The sequence below is a fragment of the Azospirillum sp. NS33 genome (genome assembly GCF_059703765.1).
In genome coordinates, this window is record NZ_BAAKJB010000018.1 from 46,845 (window position 1) to 63,645 (window position 16,801).

The window sequence follows — 16,801 nt, forward strand, 5'->3', positions numbered from 1 at the left end:
AAGCCCCTTGTCGATCCCCACAGTGGGGAACACCCCCTTGGCAACCCAAAGCAGCGGGAGCCGATGCGCTTCGTCCTCCTCTACCACTCCCTGGTCTCGGACTGGAACCACGGCAACGCCCACTTCCTGCGCGGGGTGGTGCGCGAGCTGCTGTCCCGCGGCCATGCGGTCCAGGTGTTCGAGCCGGCGGGCGGGTGGAGCCGCGCCAACCTGCTGGCCGACGCCGGGCCGGCGGCGCTGACCGCCTTCCACCACGCCTTCCCCGGCCTCGACTCGACGCTCTACGACGCCACCGCGGCGGATGCCGCCGGCGCCCTGCCCGGCGCGGTCGAAGCGGCGCTGGAGGACGCCGACGTGGTGCTGGTGCACGAATGGACGGACCCGGCGGTGGTCGCCGCCGTCGGCCGGCGCCGCGCGGCGGGCGGGCGGTTCCGCCTGCTGTTCCACGACACCCACCACCGCGTGGTCTCGCAGCCCGCGGCAATGGCCCGCCTCGACCTCGCCGCCTACGATGGGGTGCTCGCCTTCGGCGAGGTGCTGAGCGAACGCTACCGTGCCCTCGGCTGGGGGCGCCGGGTCTGGACCTGGCACGAGGCGGCGGACACCGCCCTGTTCCACCCCCTGCCCGACCAGCCCGCGGCGGGCGATCTGGTGTGGATCGGCAACTGGGGCGACGACGAGCGCACCGCCGAACTGCACGAGTTCCTGCTGGAGCCGGTGCGGACGCTGCGGCTGGCGGCGCGGGTGCACGGCGTGCGCTACCCCGTCGCCGCCCTGGCGGCGCTGCGCGAGGCCGGCATCGCCTACGCCGGTTGGCTGCCCAACCACCGGGCGCCGGCGGTGTTCGCACGCCACGCCGTGACCGTCCACGTGCCGCGGCGCCCGTACGTCACCCTCCTGCCCGGCATCCCCACCATCCGCGTGTTCGAGGCGCTGGCCTGCGGCATCCCCCTGGTCTGCGCGCCGTGGGAGGACGCCGAGGGGTTGTTCCGCCCGGGCACCGACTACCTCGTCGCCCGCACAGGGCGGGCCATGGCCGACACCCTGGGCGGCGTGCTGCACGACCCGGCGCTCGCGGCGTCCCTGGCCCGCCACGGGCTGGACACCGTGCTGGCCCGCCACACCTGCGGCCACCGGGTCGACGAGCTGCTGGCGGTGTGCGCCGCACTCGGCCGCCCCGAGCCGGCCGCCACACCCGAACGTGAGGACATCGCCTGATGGCCGGTCTCGACATCGCCTTCTTCGGCTCCAGCCTCGTCTCCGCCTACTGGAACGGGGCCGCCACCTACTACCGCGGCATCATCCGCGCGCTCGCCGGCCGCGGCCACCGGATCACCTTCTACGAGCCCGACGCCTACGAGCGGCAGAAGCACCGCGACATGGCCGACCCGCCCTGGGCCCGGGTCGTCGTCTATCCCGCCACCGAGGACGGCGTGCAGCGGGCGCTGGAGGCGGCGCGCGACGCCGACGTGGTGGTCAAGGCCAGCGGCGTCGGCGTGTTCGACGACGAGCTGGCCGCCGGCGTGCTGGACATCCGCCGGCCCGACGGGCTGGCGGTCTACTGGGACGTCGACGCCCCCGCCACCCTGGCGGCCATCAACGCCAACCCGATGGACCGGCTGCGCCCGCTGCTGCCCATGTACGACCTGGTGTTCACCTACGGCGGCGGCCCCCCGGTGGTGCGCGCGTTCACCGCCCTGGGCGCCCAGGTCTGCGTCCCCGTCTACAACGCCCACGACCCCGAGACGCACCACCCCGTGGCCGCCGACCCCCGGTTCGCCGCGGACCTGACCTTCCTCGGCAACCGCCTGCCCGACCGCGAGGAGCGGGTCGAGCGGTTCTTCCTCGACGCCGCCACCCGGCTGCCCGGCCAGCGCTTCCTGCTGGGCGGCAACGGCTGGCACGACAAGCCGATGCCGGCCAACGTCGGCGCGCTGGGCCACGTCTACACGGCCGACCACAACGCCCTGAACTGCTCGGCCAAGGCGGTCCTCAACATCAGCCGCTCCAGCATGGCCGACATGGGCTACAGCCCGGCCACCCGGGTGTTCGAGGCCGCCGCGGCCGGCGCCTGCCTGATCACCGACGCCTGGGTCGGCATCGATCGCTTCCTGCAGCCGGGCGACGAGATCCTGGTGGCCGAGGACGGTGCCGCCGTCGCCGCCCATCTGGCCGCCCTGTCGCCGGAGCGGGCGCGGCGCATCGGCGCGGCGGCGCGCCGGCGGGTGCTGGCCCATCACACCTACGCCCACCGCGCCGTGCTGGTGGAGGCGCTGCTGTCGGGCGCCACCGTGGCCTCGCTCGGCCTGGCGGAGGGGATGTGATGGCGGCGCGCGCGCTCTCCGTCGTCGTTCTCGGCCTGTCGATCACCTCCTCGTGGGGCAACGGCCACGCCACCACCTTCCGCGCCCTCCTCAAGGGCCTGGCGGCGCGCGGCCACGACGTGCTGTTCCTGGAGCGCGACAAGCCGTGGTACGCCGACAACCGCGACCTGCCGCGGCCGGGCTACTGCCGGGTCGCCCTCTACGACAGCCTGGACGAGCTGGCCGGGCGCCACACCGCGGCGGTGCGCGGCGCCGACCTGGTGGTGGTCGGCTCCTACGTGCCCGACGGCGTGGCGGTCGCGGCCTGGGTGCAGGAGACCGCCGAGGGGGTGCGCGCCTTCTACGACATCGACACGCCGGTCACCATGGCCCGGCTGGAGCGCGGCGAGTGCGAGTACCTGACGCCGGAGCTGATCCCCGGCTTCGACCTCTACCTCTCGTTCACCGGCGGGCCGACCCTCGACCGGCTGGAGCGCGTCCACGGGGCGCCGCGGGCGCGCGTGCTGCACTGCTCGGTCGACCCCGAGGCGTACCACCCGGAGCCGGGGCCGGCGCGCTGGGACCTCGGCTATCTCGGCACCTACAGCCCCGACCGCCAGCCCACCCTCGACCGCCTCCTGGTGGAACCGGCGCGGCGCTGGGGCGAGGGGGCCTTCGTCGTCGCCGGACCGCAATACCCCGACGCCATCGCCTGGCCGGCCGCGGTGGAGCGGATCGCCCACCTGGCGCCGGCGGCGCACCGCCGCTTCTACAACGCCCAGCGCTTCACCCTGAACGTCACCCGCACCGACATGATCGCCGCGGGGTGGTCGCCCAGCGTGCGGCTGTTCGAGGCGGCGGCCTGCGGCACGCCCATCGTCAGCGACCGCTGGGAGGGCCTGGACGCCCTGTTCACGCCGGACGAGGAGATCCTCGTCGCCGACGACGGCGACCGGGGGACCGAGCAGGTGATGCGCTGGCTGCGCGACACCCCCCCGGCGCGGGCCCGGGCGATGGGACAGGCGGCGCGGCGGCGCGTGCTGGCGGCCCACACCGGGTCCCGGCGCGCCGCCGAGCTGGAAGCCTACGTGCACGAGGTGCGGGCCAGCCCGCTGGCGGCCGGCGCGCGGTGATCCCCGGGAGCCCGGGCGCGGGCGCCCCGGCGGGAGTGACTTGACGGGTCTCGCCTTCGAAGGCCAGCATGGCCGGCCGACAGGAAGCGGTCCGTCGGCCCTCATCCACCAGACACCGGACATGGCCACCATCGCCGAAGCGACCCTGCTGGCGTTCGACCTGCACTCCGCCGGCCGGGTGGAGGAGGCGGAGACGCTGTACCGGCGCGTCCTCGACGCCGACCCCGCGCAGCCCGACGCCCTGCACCTGTCCGGCATCCTGCTGGGCCAGACCGGGCGGGTCGAGGCCGGGCTGGCGCGGATCGCCCGCGCCGTCGCGCTGCGCCCCGACGCCGCGGAGATGCACGCCAACATGGGCAACCTGCTGCGCGCCGCCGGCCGGGCCGAGGCGGCGGCGGCGGCCTACCGCCGCGCCTTCGCCCTCGGGGCCGCGGCGGCCGCCGATGCCCTGGCCGACACGCTGGCGGCGACCGCCCGCAACGCCCTCGAACAGGGTGACGCCGCCGGCGCCGCGGCGCCCCTGCGCGAGGCCCTGCGGCTGCGGCCGACCGACGCCCAGCTCGCCGGCGCCCTGGCCGACGCCCTCTTCGACCTGCGGGACTGGGACGCCGCCATCGCCGCGCACCGCGCCGCCCTGGTCCTCGCCCCGGAGTCCCACCGCATGGTCTACGGCGCCGCCGTGGCCGCCTTCAACGCCGGGCATCTGGCCCAGGCGGCCGTCGGCTTCCGCCACGCCGCCGCCCTGGCCCCCGGTCACCTCGACAGCGCCGAGTTCCACGCCGTGGCGCTGTTCCACGCCGGCCGGACCGCCGAGGCCTGCGCCGCCGGCGGCGCCCTGCTGGCCCGCAAGGCGGACGCGGCCGGCCGTGCGGAACCGCCGCCCGCCGCCGCCGCCGCCGCCGCCGCCGACGACGACGACGACGACTACAACGACGACTACAACGACGACGCCGGCGCGGCCCGCACGCGCCGGGTGATCGCCTTCAGCCTGTGGGGCACGGCGCCGCTCTACACCCGCGGCGCGCTAGAGAACGTGCACCTCGCCGCGGCGGTCTATCCCGGCTGGACCTGCCGGATCTACCATGACGATTCCGTGCCCGCCCCGGTGCTGGCCGAACTGGCCGCCGCCGGCGCCGAGACGGTGGCGATGGCACCCGGCAGCGGGCCGGCGGAGGGGCTCTACTGGCGCTTCCTGGCGGCCGACGATCCGACGGTCGAGCGCTTCCTGTGCCGCGACGCCGACGCCCGGGTGAACCGCCGCGAGCGCGCGGCGGTCGACGCCTGGATCGCCTCCGGCCTTCCCTTCCATGTCATGCGCGACCATCCGCTGCACACCGAGCTGATGCTCGCCGGCATGTGGGGCGGGCGGGCCGGCGTGCTGCCGCCGCTCGCCCCCTGGATCGCGGCGGAGGCGGCGGCGGCCGAGGGCGGGCGGCTGCGTGACCAGCGCTTCCTGGCCCGCCGGGTCTGGCCGCTGATCGCCGGGCGCTGCCTGGTCCACGACAGCGCCCATCCCGGCCATGGCGTCCCCTTCCCCGAGGTCGCCATCGACGCGCGCTTCACCTTCACCCATGTCGGCGCCTGCGTGAACGTCTGAGCCGGGGTGCCCGGCTCAGGGTTTCCTCGGCGCCCCGCGCAGCAGCCGATCGCTCCAGCGCGCCGGCAGCGCGGCGACCAGCCACGCCCCGGCGGCCATCGGCAGGGGAAAGGCGATGCGCGGCCGGTTGCGGGCGAGGCCGCGCCGGATCACCGCCGCCGCCCGGTCCGCGTCCATCAGGAACGGCATCGGGAAGGGGTTGCGCGCCGTCATCCGGCTGCGCACGAAGCCGGGACAGATCACCGAGACGCCGACCCCGTCGCCGGCGAGGTCGCCGCGCAGCGCCTCGCCCCACACCCGCACCGCGGCCTTGCTGGCGCAATAGGCGGGGGCGCCGGGAAAGCCGCGGAAGCCGGCCAGCGAGGCCATCAGCGCGACCTGCCCCCGGCGCCGGGCCCGCATCGCCGGCAGCAGCGGGAACACCGTGTTCAGGACCCCGTCGAGGTTGACGGCGAAGATCCGCCGGGCCTGCTCCTCGCTCTCGCCGCCGCGCCCCGTGCCGGCGGAGACGCCGGCGTTGGCGACCACCAGGTCGACCGGGTGCCGCGCGTCGAGGGCGGTGAGCCAGGCCGCCATGGCCGGGGCGTCGGTGGTGTCCAGCACCGCCGCCTCAACCGCCGCGCCGGCGGCGCGGCAGCGGTCGGCGACCGCGGCGACCCGCCCGGGGTCGCGCCCGGTGAGGCCGAGACTGACGCCGGGTGCGGCGTATGCCAGGGCCAGCGCCTCGCCGATGCCGCTGGACGCCCCGGTGACGACGATGGTGCGGGGGTCGCGCATGGTGGGGGGCCTCGCCGCTTGTTGGTGTGGGACAGGCGGGCTATAACTCGGCCCGACCCGCCCATCCATACCACTCGAGGCCGCCCTTGACCGCCAAAACCCCCGTCGTCGCCAGCATGACCGGTTTCGCGCGGGTCGACGGCCACGCCGACGGGGTCTCCTGGACCTTCGAGGCCAAGAGCGTCAACGGCCGCGGCCTGGACCTGCGCTGCCGCCTGCCGTCCGGGTTCGACCAGATCGAGGCGCTGGCCCGGGCCGAGATCCCCAAGCGCCTCGCCCGTGGCTCGGTCAACCTGACCCTGACGCTCACCCGCACCGCCGCGGTGTCGCAGGTCCGCATCAACCGGGACCTGCTGACCCAGGTTCTGGCACTGGCCCGCGAGATCGAGGGCGAGGGGGCGGCGCCGCCCCGCCTCGACGCGCTGCTGGCGGTGCGCGGCATCCTCGAACCGGTCGAGGAGGACGAGACGGACACCCGCGCGCGCATCGAGACGGGCCTGCAGGCCGACCTCGCGACCCTGATCGGCCGCCTGGCCGCGGCGCGCGCCGAGGAGGGAACACGGCTGGTCGGCGTGCTGACCGGCCACCTCGACGCGATCGCCCGCCTGGTCGAGGCGGCGGCGGCGACGGCGTCGCTGCAGCCCCAGGCCCTGCGCGACAAGCTGAAGGCGCAGGTCGCCGCCCTGCTCGACGCCGCCCCCGCCCTGCCCGAGGAACGGCTGGCCCAGGAGGCGGCGCTGCTGATCGCCAAGGCCGACGTGCGCGAGGAGCTGGACCGCCTGCGCGCCCACATCCAGGCGGCCCGCGACCTGCTGGCCGGGGGTGCGGCGATCGGGCGGCGCTTCGACTTCCTGTGCCAGGAATTCAACCGCGAAGCCAACACGCTCTGCTCCAAATCGGCCGACGTCGAGCTGACCCGCATCGGTCTGTCGCTGAAGGCGTCGATCGAGCAGCTCCGCGAGCAGGTCCAGAACATCGAATGACGGGACGCGTCGCGACCATGCCCCCCATCTCCATCGACCCCGCCGCCGGCACCGGACCCAGCCCCAGGGACATCCACCGCCGTGGCGTGATGCTGGTGCTGTCCTCGCCCTCGGGTGCGGGCAAGACGACGATCTCGCGCCGCCTGCTGGAGCGCGACCCCGGCATCGCCATGTCCGTGTCGGTCACCACCCGGCCGATGCGGCCCGGCGAGCGCGACGGCATCGACTATCACTTCATCGACTCGCCCGCGTTCGAGGAGATGGCGGCCGGCGGCCAGCTCCTCGAACACGCGCGGGTGTTCGGCAACTGCTACGGCACCCCGCGCGGCGCCGTGGAGGACGCCCTGCGGGCCGGCCGCGACGTGCTGTTCGACATCGACTGGCAGGGCACCCAGCAGCTCGCCGAGAACGCCCGCGACGACCTGGTCAGCGTCTTCGTCCTGCCGCCCTCGGCCGCCGAGCTGGAGCGGCGCCTGCACAGCCGCGCCCAGGATTCCGCCGAGGTGATCGCCCACCGCATGGCCAAGGCCTCGGACGAGATGAGCCACTGGGCCGAGTACGACTACGTCATCGTCAACACCGACGTGGAGGAGAGCGTGCTGTCGGTGCAGGCGATCTTGCGCGCGGAGCGCCTGAAGCGGCGCCGCCAGGTCGGGCTGTCGCCGTTCGTCAAGGGCCTGCAGGCGGCGCTGTGACGAGGCCCGCTCAGCTCACCGCGGTGTAGCGCCCGGGCTTGTGGTTGACGGCGATGATGAGGTTGAGGACGGTGGCGCCGAGCAGCGACAGCGCCACCTTGTCCCATGGCACGACGAAGCAGGCGCCCAGGACGATCAGCGTGTCGACCGCGAGCTGGAACCAGCCGGCGCGGATCCCGAAACGCTCCTGCAGGTAGAGCGCCAGGATGTTGGTGCCGCCCAGCCCCGTGCGGTGACGGAACAGGATCAGCAACCCCAGCCCCATCAGCCCGCCTCCGACCACCGCGGCGTAGAGCGGGTGGAGGTGGGTGAAGCCGACCCAGTCCGGGGTGAGGCGGCTGAACAGGGACACCAGCGCCACCGCGACGAAGGTGCGCAGCGCCATCGTCCACCCCATGCGGCGCACCGCCAGCCAGTAGAAGGGCAGGTTGAGCAGGAAGAAGAGGACGCCGAAGGCCGTCCCCGTGGCGTGGTGCAGCAGCAGCGACAGCCCGGCGACGCCGTTGGTGACCAGCACCGTCTTGGTGTAGAGGGCGAGCCCCAGCGACACCACCAGGGTGCCGACGAGCACCGCGGCGACGTCCTCGTACAAGCGGTGCTTCTCGACGGCGGTCCCGGCGTCCATCGTCCACTCCGTCAGCGATTCTGACCTGTATCTAGTACGCTGCGGCGCAGCGCGCCAGCGTGAACCTGGCCGCCCGAATTCACCTCGCCGTCACCGCGCCGCAACGGAAGCGTCATAAGCGGCCGCTAATGTCCGGCGCGTCCGGCCCCCTTGCGGGGCGGGGCCCCTTCCCATTGGCGATTGCACGGCGAGGCGAGATCATGGACACGCGGGATTCAGCCCCCAGGGGCACGAAGTACCTCACCTTCGAGGCCACCGAGGACAACGGGACCAACCCGACGAGCAACCCCACGCTGGGCGACGTGATCAACGCGCGCTTCGGCCGCCGCGACGTGATGCGCGGCATGCTGGCGACCGCGGCGGCAAGCGCCCTGATGGGCCCGACCCTTCTGGCGGTCAGCCGCGAGGCCTCGGCCGCCGCCGGCAAGCCGCTGTTCGCCTTCACCGAGATCGAGCACGGTGTCGACGAGACCCACCACGTCGCGCCGGGCTACGACGCCGACGTGCTGATCCGCTGGGGCGACCCCGTGCTGCCGGGCGCGCCGGACTTCGACCCGATGCAGCAGACCGCCGAGGCCCAGACCAAGCAGTTCGGCTACAACAACGACTTCGTCGGCTACGCCCCGCTGCCCCAGGGCTCCACCACCGCCGACCACGGCCTGCTCTGCGTGAACCACGAGTACACCGACGAGGAGGTCATGTTCCCCGGCGTGGGCAAGGAGCAGCAGGAAGCCGGCTTCGACAAGATGACCAGGGATCTGGTCGACATCGAGATCGCCGCCCACGGCGGCTCGGTGATCGAGATCCGCAAGGTCGACGGCAAGTGGACCTACGACCCGAACTCCAAGCTCAACCGCCGCATCACCGGCGAGACGGAGTGCGAGCTGACCGGCCCGGCCGCCGGCCACGACATGCTCAAGACCTCCTACGACCCCACCGGGACCAAGGTCCGCGGCATGCTCAACAACTGCGCCGGCGGCATGTCGCCGTGGGGCACCTGGCTGTCGGCCGAAGAGAACTTCAACGGCTATTTCTGGGGCAAGGCCGACGAGTCGACCGCCCACGGCAAGGCGCTGAAGCGCTACGGGGCGCCCGGCGGCTGGTACAACTGGGGCGTCCACCACGACCGCTTCGACGTGGCCAAGGAGCCGAACGAGCCGCACCGCTTCGGCTGGATCGTCGAAATCGACCCCTATGACCCCACCGCGACTCCGAAGAAGCGCACCGCGCTGGGCCGTGTGAAGCACGAGGCCTGCTCCGTCGTCATCGACAAGAGCGGCCACGCCGTCGCCTACATGGGCGACGACGAGCGCTTCGACTACGTCTACAAGTTCGTGTCGAAGGGCACCTACCAGGAGGGCGACCGCGCCCACAACATGACCCTGCTCGACGAGGGCACGCTCTACACGGCGAAGTTCGCCGCGGACGGCTCGGTGACCTGGCTGCCGCTGGTCCATGGCGAGGGTCCGCTGACCGCCGCCAACGGCTGGGCCGACCAGGCGCAGATCCTGATCCACACCCGTCTGGCCGCCGACGCGCTGGGCGCGACCAAGATGGACCGGCCCGAGGACGTCGAGGTCAACCCGAAGACCGGCCGCATCTACGTGATGCTGACCAACAACTCCAAGCGCAAGGAAGACCAGATCGACGCGGTCAACCCGCGCGCCGCCAACGAATGGGGCCAGATCCTCGAGATCATCCCGGCCGACGGCGATCACACCGCGACCACGGCCGGCTGGGAGATGCTGATCCGCGCCGGCACGCCGGCGGTGGGTGGCGCCTACAACGAGGCGACGACCACGAACGGCATGTTCGCCTGCCCCGACAACTGCGCCGTCGACAACGCCGGCCGTCTGTGGGTCACCACCGACCAGGGCGGGTCGTGGAAGAAGGCGTCGGGCAGCGCCGACGGTGTGTGGGCGGTCGAGACCGACGGCCCGCTGCGCGGCACCTCGAAGATGTTCTTCCGCGTCCCGGTGGGCGCCGAGATGTGCGGCCCCTACTTCGCGCCGGACGACGCCACCCTGTTCGTGGCGGTGCAGCACCCGGCCACCGACGGCGTGGACCAGTACGAGAAGTTCGCCGGCAAGACCTCGTCCTTCGAAGACCCGGCCACCCGCTGGCCTGACTTCAAGGATGGCATGCCGCCGCGCCCGTCGGTGGTGGCCATCACCAAGCAGGGCGGCGGCGTGATCGGGTCGTAAGACCGCTCCCGACCGCGTTCCCGGCGAAGGGCGGCCCCTTGCGGGCCGCCCTTTTCCGTCCCGGCGGATGGCGACGCGCCGACACGCCGCTTCCCGTCCGCCGTGCGGGTGTTATATCATAACATCATGGCGACCTCCTCCCCCCCGCTCGACGCCGGGCACGGCCAGCCCCATGGGCACGGCCCCGGGCATGACCACGCCCACTGCATCGCCGACGCGCTGACCCGCGCCGACGCCTTGTGCGCCGACCGCGGCGCGCGGCTGACGGCGCTGCGCCGGCGCGTGCTGGAACTGGTGTGGCGCAGCCACCGGCCGCGCGGCGCCTACGCCATCCTGGAGGACCTGAACCAGCAGGACGGCAAGACCACGGCGCCGCTCACCGTGTACCGGGCCCTGGAGTTCCTGGTGGAGCAGGGGCTGGTGCACCGCATCGAGAGCCTCAACGCCTATGTCGGCTGCCCCGCCCCCGGCCTCGACCACACCGGGCAGTTCCTGGTCTGCGAGGCCTGCGGCACCGCCGAGGAGATCGACGACCACCGGATCGCCGACGCGATCCGCACCGGCGCGGCCGACCGCGGCTTCGCGGTGCGGCTGCCGACGGTCGAGGTCCGCGGCCTGTGTCCGGCCTGCCAGGCCGCCCACCGCCCGTCTTCCCCCGCCGCCCGTCCGGAGACCCCATCGTGAGCGATGCCGCCCCCGCCTCCCGCCTGCCCGTCTCGGTGCTGACCGGCTTCCTCGGCAGCGGCAAGACGACGCTGCTGCAGCACCTGCTGCACCATCCGGGCATGGCCAACACCGCCGTCGTGATCAACGAGTTCGGCGAGATCGGGCTGGACCACCTGCTGGTCGCCCGGGCCAGCGAGAACATGGTGCTGATGAACAGCGGCTGCGTCTGCTGCACGGTGCGCGGCGACCTCGTCGACACCCTGCGCGAGCTGTTCTTGAAGCGGGTGCGCGGCGAGGTGCCGGAGTTCGACCGGGTGGTGGTGGAGACCACCGGCCTCGCCGACCCCGCGCCGATCATCCACACGCTGATGTCGGACCCGTTGCTGGCAGCCCGGTTCCGGCTCGACGGCGTGATCTCCACGGTCGACGCGGTGCACGGGTTCGACCAACTCGACCAGCACCCGGAGAGCGTGAAGCAGGCGGCCGTCGCCGACCGCATCGTGCTGACCAAGACCGACGCCGCCCGGCCGGCCGCGACGGTCGAGCTGTGCAAGCGGCTGGCCGCCATCAACCCGGCGGCGCCGATCATCCCCGCCGCCTTCGGCGCCGTCGACCCCGCCACCCTGTTCGACGCCGGCCTGTTCAACCCGCAGACCAAGAGCCCCGATGTCGCCCGCTGGCTGCACGAGGAGGCCTACAGGACCGGCGGGGGGCACACGCATGAGCACGGGCACGGGCACGGGCACGAGCATGGCGACCATTGCCCGCCGGACTGCGACCACGTTCACGATCACGGTCATGACCATCACCACGACGCGAACCGCCACGACGACCGCATCCGCGCCTTCTGCATGGAACTGGACGCCCCGGTGCCATGGGACCGCTTCGTCGACTTCATGGAGTCGCTGATCGCCTTGCGCGGCGCCGACCTACTGCGGATCAAGGGCATCTTGAACGTGGTGGAGAGCGAGGGGCTGCCGGTGGTCGTCCACGGCGTGCAGCACATGTTCCACCCGCCGGTCCGGCTGGAGGCGTGGCCGTCGGCCGACCACCGCACCAGGCTGGTGTTCATCACCCGCGACGTCGGCCGGACCGTCATCGAAGACCTGTTCCGGGCCATCGTGACAGGACCGGGCGTGACAGAGCCGGCCGTGACGGACTCGGACCTGACGGACCCGCAGGTTGCGGGACCGGGCACCGCCTCCTAAGGCGCCGCGGGGGGCGGCGCGCCGGTCGTGGCGCGCGCCGTCAGGCGTCGCCACCTTCCGTGGACCGGGGGCGGCGGTTGCGCAGGTTGAGGGCGTTGAGGAAGGTGCTGCCCTGCTGCGGCGTCTGGGCGGGCGCCTTGCGCGGCGGCGTGCCGAGGAAGCCGCCGACGCGGGCCCGCAGCTCCACCGATTCCTGCGCCGCGGCGTCGGCGTCCCGCGCGACCTGCCGGCGCACCCCGGGGTCGAGCGTGTTGAAGGCCCGGGACGCGAACTCGAACGCCGGCTTGGAACGGGTGGCGATCACCTGCCGCAAGGCCTTGGACACCAGGACCGTGTCGAGCCCGCCGGGACCGGACACGCCGTCCAGCACATCCGCAAGGATGCCGATGGCCTGGATCGTCTGATTGTCGTCGAGGGTCAGATTGCTGTCCATGGCGCCCTGGCTGATGATCACGGCCGGTGCGGCCGGTGGCGGTCGATTGGACCACAACCGGCGCCGTCCTGCCACCCAATTTGCACCGCACGGGCCGGTCGCCCGGGCGACCGGCCGGGAGCGGGGCGGGTCAGCGCCGGCGGTTGACCAGGGCCACCCCGGCCACCGTCAGCCCCATCCCCGCCAGGGCCACCGGGCCCAGCCGCTCGCCGAACAGCGCCCATGCGGTCAGCGCCGTCACCGGCGGCACCAGGTAGAACAGGCTGGCGACCCGGGCCGCCGCGCCGCGGCGGATCAGCGCGAACAGCAGAAACACGGCGCCCACCGACAGCACCAGCGTCAGCCACGCCAGGGCGAACACGAACTCGCCCGTCCACTGGATGCGCATCGTCTCGCCCATTGCGGCGAGCCCGGCGAAGGCGATGGCGGTGGCCGCGTACTGGATGGCCGCGCCGGTGCGCAGGTCCATCCCGGTGCAGTGGCGCTTCTGGTACAGCGTGCCCAGCGTGATCCCGACCAGCGCCGCCAGGGCCAACCCGATGCCGGCGAGGTGGCCGGCGTCGACCACCAGCTTCTCGCGCACCACCAGGACGACGCCGGCCAGGCCCAGCAGCAGGCCGCCCCATTGGCGCGCCGTCACCCGTTCGCCCAGCAGCCACCCCGCCAGGGCGGCGGTGAGCAGGGGTTGGAGACCGACGATGACCGCGGCCACGCCGGCCGGGACGCCGCGGTCGATGGCGCAGAACACGCCGCCGAGATAGACGCCGTGCACCAGCAGCCCGGCCACCGCGATGTGCCCGGCCTCGCGCGCGCTGCGCGGCCAGGGGGCCGCCATCGCCACCGCCACGACGGCCAGCACCGCCGCCACCAACGCCATCCGGACGAGCAGGAACGTCAACGGCTCGGCGTAGGGCAAGCCGTACTTGGCGCCGATGAACCCGGTGCTCCACAGGGCCACGAAGACGCCGGGCATCACGGCGACCCAGGCGCTGTCGGCCGCGGGTCTGTCCCCCGCGACGCCGCGGGCCGCGGGGGGCTCAGCCATGGGCGGTCTCGGGCGCTCCGGCCCCCCCGTCCGCGTCGCCGCCCTCGGTCACGGCCGCCGCCGGGGCGGCGGTCGGGGGAGCGGCCGGGGGCGGCGCGCTGCGGGCGTCCGCCACGGCCTCGAAATGGGCCCTCAGGTGCGGGTCGCTGCGCACGGTGCGGCGGAAGTCCCTCTCGTCCAGAACCAGCAACTGGCAGTAGCCGAGGGCACGGACGTCGGCGTTGCGCGGCTTCCGGGTCAGCAGGGCCATCTCACCGAAAAAGTCACCGGACCCCAGCTTGACCGGTTCGTCCAGCCCGGGGACCTGGACGCCGACGGCGCCCGAGGCGATGAAGAACATGGCGTCGCCACGGTCGCCGCGGCGCACGATCATTTCGCCGGGCAGGGCCAGCCGCGGCCGCAGCAGGGTGGCGATGCTGGCGATGCGCTCCCCCGGCAGCCCGGCGAAGATCGGCACCCGCACCAGCATCGACGGGATGTCGAAGCGCAGGTCGAGCCGCGCCGGCCGCTCCAGGTTGCGCCGGCGGGTCGCCACGTCCCGGCGCAGGTCGTTCAGCACCTCCTGGCTGATGATCTGCTCGGCGTGCAGCAAGGCGTAGTCCGCCTCCTCCATCCGCAGGGCGGCGCGGCCGAGATACTGGTTCTGCAGGACCAGCGCGTAGTCCGGGTACTGCAGCTTCAGCGCCGCCAGCGACTGCTCGACCTCGTCCAGCCGCAGCTCGAGCTGGGCGCCCATCTCGGTGGCGATGTCGGCGCCCAGCACCTGGGCGAGGCGCTGCCGGTTGAACACCTGCAGCTCGCGCAGCACCAGGCGCACCGCCAGCAGCACCTCGAAGCGCATCGACAGGCGGCGGGCCAGCGGCGCCTGGATTCCGAAGTGGCGGTGCAGCCAGCTGGCCAGCCGCATCCACGCCGTGAAGGCGAGGAAGGCCTCCTCGCACTCGCGGTAGCCGGCGCAGCCCTGGGCACGCACCGCGTCCAGCATCCGGGCGGCGCGCACCGTCAGCATCTCCACCACCGGGCGGGATATGATGCCCTCCTTGAAGTGCTGGAAGTACAGCTCCTCCTCGCGGGTCGCCAGGATGAGCAGGCCGATGGTCACCCGCTCGTCCACCGTGAGTGGCGCATCGCCCTGGCGGTTGCGGTCGATGTCGTCCTGCCGCTCGGCGTAGTGCTCCACCAGCGTGTTGGTGGCCGCGGCGTCCATCTCGTAGTACCGCGCCACGGTGCCGACGCGGTCGCGGATGTCGGCCAGCGCCAGGGCGAGCGCGCGGTTGCGCATGGCGCTCTCCATCGGCGTCAGCCGGTCCAGGCCGAGCAGGCGGATCAGCCAGCGCAGGGTGGTGCCGTTGACGAACAGGGTGAAGAAGACGAAACCGGCGGCCAGCGGGGCCACGAAGGACTGCACCGCCTCCGGCACCCGGACGTTCTCGGTCACCGCCAGCACCAGGGTCAGCGACACCGCGCCGCGCAGGCCGCCCCACAGCATCACCGCCTGGTAGGCGTGACTGACCTGATGCCCCACCCCCATCATGGAGAGCAGCGGCAGCATGCCGAACAGCACCGCGGCGCGCGACGCCAGGGCGGCGGCGATCACCACCGCCAGCAGGCCGGCCTCGTACCAGCCGAAATCGGCGAAGATCTGCGGCACGAAGAGCGCCGTCAGCAGGAAGATCAGGGCGTTGGCCCAGAAGCCGAGCTGACGCCAGACATGCTGCAGCCCGTCCCACGTCTCCGGCGAGATGCGGGTGCGCCCGACCGAGCCGACCACCAGCGCCGCCGTCACGACGGCGACCACGCCGGACACCCCGACATAGTGCTCGGCCAGGACGTAGCTGAGATAGGCCAGCGCCACCGTCAAGGTGATCTCGGCCATCGGCTGCTCGTGCATCGGCGTCACCAGCAGGCAGGCGACCCGGCCGCACAGCCACCCCACCACGACGCCGCCGGCGAAGGCGCGCAGGAACGCGAGGCCCGCCTCCACCGCGCCGCCGTCGGATTTCTGCGTGAGGATGCCGAGCAGCAGGGTGAACAGGGCGATCGCCGCGGCGTCGTTGAGCAGGCTCTCGCCTTCGACCAGCATGTTGAGCCGGCGCGGCGCGCCGAGGTCGCGGAAGATGCCGATGACGGCGGCGGGGTCGGTGGTCGCCAGGATGGAGCCGAGGAGCAGGCAGACGACCAGCCCCATGGAGGTGATGGCGTTCAGCGCGTAGCCGATGGCGAAGGTGCAGGCGAACACCGCCACCACCGCCAGCAGCAGGATCGGCCCGACGTCGTCCATCAGCCGGCGGACGTCGATTGCCAGCGCCGTCTCGAACAGCAGAACCGGCAGGAACAGGTAGAGCAGGGTCTCGTAGGAGAGGTCGAACTCGCCGAGCGAGCCGAGGAAATCGCCCACCGGCCCCAGCCCCTCGACGGCGGAGCCGACCTCCACCAGCACGCCGAGCGTGACCCCCACGGCGGCCAGCAGGACCGTGAACGGCATCTGCAGGCGCGCCGCCAGTGTCGGCAGGAAGCTCACCAGGGCGAGCAGCCCGGACACGCCGAGAACGTAGAAAACGATCGGGTGCATGCCCCCTCCCCTGCGACGAGGCGCAACCCTAGCGACCGCCGTGCGGCGGGGCAAGGCCGGGGCGCGCATCGTCGCGATGGGGGCGACGGGCATCGGCCCGCCGCCGCGTCAGGACCAGCGCGCCGCGGCCGTGGCGTCGCCGTCCTTCGCGTCCACCCACCGCTCGCCCTCGGGCGTCGCCTCGAGCTTCCAGAACGGCGCCTTGGTCTTCAGCCAGTCGATCAGGAAGTGGCAGGCGGCGAAGGCCGCCTCGCGGTGGGCGCTGGCGGTCGCCACCAGCACGATCCGGTCGCCCGGCTCCAGCCGGCCGTAGCGGTGGACCACCAGCGCGTCGTCGAGCGGCCAGCGCCGCCGCGCCTCCGCCTCGATCGCCGCGAGCTGGCGCTCGGTCATGCCGGGGTAGTGCTCCAGGGTCATCGCCGAGACCGCCTGGCCGGCGGCCATGTCGCGGACGTAGCCGACGAAGGTGGTCACCCCGCCGATGGCGGTGCGCCCACGGGTCAGCGCGTCGAGCTCCGCACCGACGTCGAAATCCTCGCGCTGGACACGGACCGCCATGG

At 73.3% G+C, this 16,801-nt stretch carries 15 protein-coding genes; 9 read left to right on the plus strand and 6 right to left on the minus strand.

The annotated features are described in order from the left end of the window. Positions 1 to 63: 63 nt before the first annotated feature. The 4 genes from AC6H2I_RS16780 to AC6H2I_RS16795 all read left to right on the plus strand — a co-directional run bounded on the left by AC6H2I_RS16780 (position 64) and on the right by AC6H2I_RS16795 (position 5,033). A complete protein-coding gene (locus AC6H2I_RS16780; protein ID WP_497501821.1) occupies positions 64 to 1,218 on the plus strand; it encodes a CgeB family protein in 1,155 nt (384 codons plus the stop codon). After that, positions 1,218 to 2,324, plus strand: coding sequence for a CgeB family protein (locus tag AC6H2I_RS16785; RefSeq protein WP_497501822.1), 1,107 nt, complete (start codon positions 1,218 to 1,220; stop codon positions 2,322 to 2,324). The genes AC6H2I_RS16780 and AC6H2I_RS16785 overlap by 1 nt, the downstream gene beginning before the upstream one ends. Beyond that, positions 2,324 to 3,436: a CgeB family protein gene (locus AC6H2I_RS16790; RefSeq protein WP_497501823.1), complete on the plus strand. Its 1,113-nt coding sequence runs from the start codon at positions 2,324 to 2,326 to the stop codon at positions 3,434 to 3,436. The genes AC6H2I_RS16785 and AC6H2I_RS16790 overlap by 1 nt, the downstream gene beginning before the upstream one ends. A gap of 121 nt (positions 3,437 to 3,557) precedes the next feature. Then, the gene (locus AC6H2I_RS16795; protein ID WP_497501824.1) at positions 3,558 to 5,033 is read left to right on the plus strand and encodes a tetratricopeptide repeat protein; all 1,476 of its coding nucleotides are present in this window, start codon (positions 3,558 to 3,560) and stop codon (positions 5,031 to 5,033) included. Between the two features lie 15 nt (positions 5,034 to 5,048). Here AC6H2I_RS16795 and AC6H2I_RS16800 read toward each other — a convergent pair whose 3' ends face one another. Continuing rightward, a complete protein-coding gene (locus tag AC6H2I_RS16800) occupies positions 5,049 to 5,810 on the minus strand; it encodes an SDR family NAD(P)-dependent oxidoreductase (RefSeq protein ID WP_497501825.1) in 762 nt (253 codons plus the stop codon). A gap of 116 nt (positions 5,811 to 5,926) precedes the next feature. Between AC6H2I_RS16800 and AC6H2I_RS16805 the strand changes: the two genes are divergently transcribed. Next, positions 5,927 to 6,793 (plus strand): YicC/YloC family endoribonuclease, encoded by an 867-nt coding sequence (locus AC6H2I_RS16805; protein ID WP_497501906.1) that lies wholly within the window; start codon positions 5,927 to 5,929, stop codon positions 6,791 to 6,793. Positions 6,794 to 6,810: 17 nt separating this feature from the next. After that, positions 6,811 to 7,488, plus strand: coding sequence for a guanylate kinase (gene gmk / locus AC6H2I_RS16810; RefSeq protein ID WP_497501907.1), 678 nt, complete (start codon positions 6,811 to 6,813; stop codon positions 7,486 to 7,488). 10 nt (positions 7,489 to 7,498) lie between these two features. On the opposite strand, the gene AC6H2I_RS16815 is transcribed toward gmk, so the two are convergent. Then, positions 7,499 to 8,113, minus strand: a complete 615-nt coding sequence (locus AC6H2I_RS16815; protein ID WP_497501826.1) for a YitT family protein — start codon at positions 8,111 to 8,113, stop codon at positions 7,499 to 7,501. A 200-nt stretch (positions 8,114 to 8,313) separates the two neighbouring features. Here AC6H2I_RS16815 and AC6H2I_RS16820 point away from each other — a divergent pair, with 200 nt between their 5' ends. The 3 genes from AC6H2I_RS16820 (at position 8,314) to AC6H2I_RS16830 (ending at position 12,191) form a co-directional block, all read left to right on the plus strand. Continuing rightward, a complete protein-coding gene (locus AC6H2I_RS16820) occupies positions 8,314 to 10,317 on the plus strand; it encodes a PhoX family protein (protein WP_497501827.1) in 2,004 nt (667 codons plus the stop codon). A gap of 126 nt (positions 10,318 to 10,443) precedes the next feature. Continuing rightward, on the plus strand, positions 10,444 to 11,001 hold the full coding sequence (locus AC6H2I_RS16825; RefSeq protein WP_497501828.1) for a Fur family transcriptional regulator: 558 nt from the start codon (positions 10,444 to 10,446) through the stop codon (positions 10,999 to 11,001). Next, positions 10,998 to 12,191: a CobW family GTP-binding protein gene (locus AC6H2I_RS16830; protein WP_497501829.1), complete on the plus strand. Its 1,194-nt coding sequence runs from the start codon at positions 10,998 to 11,000 to the stop codon at positions 12,189 to 12,191. Before AC6H2I_RS16825 ends, AC6H2I_RS16830 begins: the two co-directional genes overlap by 4 nt. Positions 12,192 to 12,231: 40 nt before the next feature. Here the strand turns inward: AC6H2I_RS16830 and AC6H2I_RS16835 are convergent, their stop codons facing one another. The 4 genes from AC6H2I_RS16835 to moaE all read right to left on the minus strand — a co-directional run bounded on the left by AC6H2I_RS16835 (position 12,232) and on the right by moaE (position 16,799). Beyond that, a complete protein-coding gene (locus tag AC6H2I_RS16835) occupies positions 12,232 to 12,645 on the minus strand; it encodes a hypothetical protein (protein ID WP_497501830.1) in 414 nt (137 codons plus the stop codon). A 109-nt stretch (positions 12,646 to 12,754) separates the two neighbouring features. Beyond that, positions 12,755 to 13,669, minus strand: a complete 915-nt coding sequence (locus tag AC6H2I_RS16840) for a DMT family transporter (RefSeq protein ID WP_497501831.1) — start codon at positions 13,667 to 13,669, stop codon at positions 12,755 to 12,757. Beyond that, the gene (locus AC6H2I_RS16845; protein WP_497501832.1) at positions 13,662 to 16,241 is read right to left on the minus strand and encodes a cation:proton antiporter; all 2,580 of its coding nucleotides are present in this window, start codon (positions 16,239 to 16,241) and stop codon (positions 13,662 to 13,664) included. Before AC6H2I_RS16845 ends, AC6H2I_RS16840 begins: the two co-directional genes overlap by 8 nt. Before the next feature lie 108 nt (positions 16,242 to 16,349). After that, positions 16,350 to 16,799, minus strand: coding sequence for a molybdopterin synthase catalytic subunit MoaE (gene moaE / locus AC6H2I_RS16850; protein WP_497501833.1), 450 nt, complete (start codon positions 16,797 to 16,799; stop codon positions 16,350 to 16,352). Positions 16,800 to 16,801: the final 2 nt, after the last annotated feature.

Bases quoted from the DNA above. Each gene is read 5' to 3' on its own strand.
- AC6H2I_RS16780 (WP_497501821.1), top strand. From the start codon at position 64: ATGCGCTTCGTCCTCCTCTACCACTCCCTGGTCTCGGACTGGAACCAC.
- AC6H2I_RS16790 (WP_497501823.1), top strand. From the start codon at position 2,324: ATGGCGGCGCGCGCGCTCTCCGTCGTCGTTCTCGGCCTGTCGATCACC.
- AC6H2I_RS16815 (WP_497501826.1), bottom strand. From the start codon at position 8,113: ATGGACGCCGGGACCGCCGTCGAGAAGCACCGCTTGTACGAGGACGTC.
- AC6H2I_RS16840 (WP_497501831.1), bottom strand. From the start codon at position 13,669: ATGGCTGAGCCCCCCGCGGCCCGCGGCGTCGCGGGGGACAGACCCGCG.
- AC6H2I_RS16785 (WP_497501822.1), top strand. From the start codon at position 1,218: ATGGCCGGTCTCGACATCGCCTTCTTCGGCTCCAGCCTCGTCTCCGCC.
- AC6H2I_RS16820 (WP_497501827.1), top strand. From the start codon at position 8,314: ATGGACACGCGGGATTCAGCCCCCAGGGGCACGAAGTACCTCACCTTC.
- AC6H2I_RS16805 (WP_497501906.1), top strand. From the start codon at position 5,927: ATGACCGGTTTCGCGCGGGTCGACGGCCACGCCGACGGGGTCTCCTGG.
- AC6H2I_RS16825 (WP_497501828.1), top strand. From the start codon at position 10,444: ATGGCGACCTCCTCCCCCCCGCTCGACGCCGGGCACGGCCAGCCCCAT.
- AC6H2I_RS16845 (WP_497501832.1), bottom strand. From the start codon at position 16,241: ATGCACCCGATCGTTTTCTACGTTCTCGGCGTGTCCGGGCTGCTCGCC.
- moaE (WP_497501833.1), bottom strand. From the start codon at position 16,799: ATGGCGGTCCGTGTCCAGCGCGAGGATTTCGACGTCGGTGCGGAGCTC.
- AC6H2I_RS16800 (WP_497501825.1), bottom strand. From the start codon at position 5,810: ATGCGCGACCCCCGCACCATCGTCGTCACCGGGGCGTCCAGCGGCATC.
- gmk (WP_497501907.1), top strand. From the start codon at position 6,811: ATGCCCCCCATCTCCATCGACCCCGCCGCCGGCACCGGACCCAGCCCC.
- AC6H2I_RS16795 (WP_497501824.1), top strand. From the start codon at position 3,558: ATGGCCACCATCGCCGAAGCGACCCTGCTGGCGTTCGACCTGCACTCC.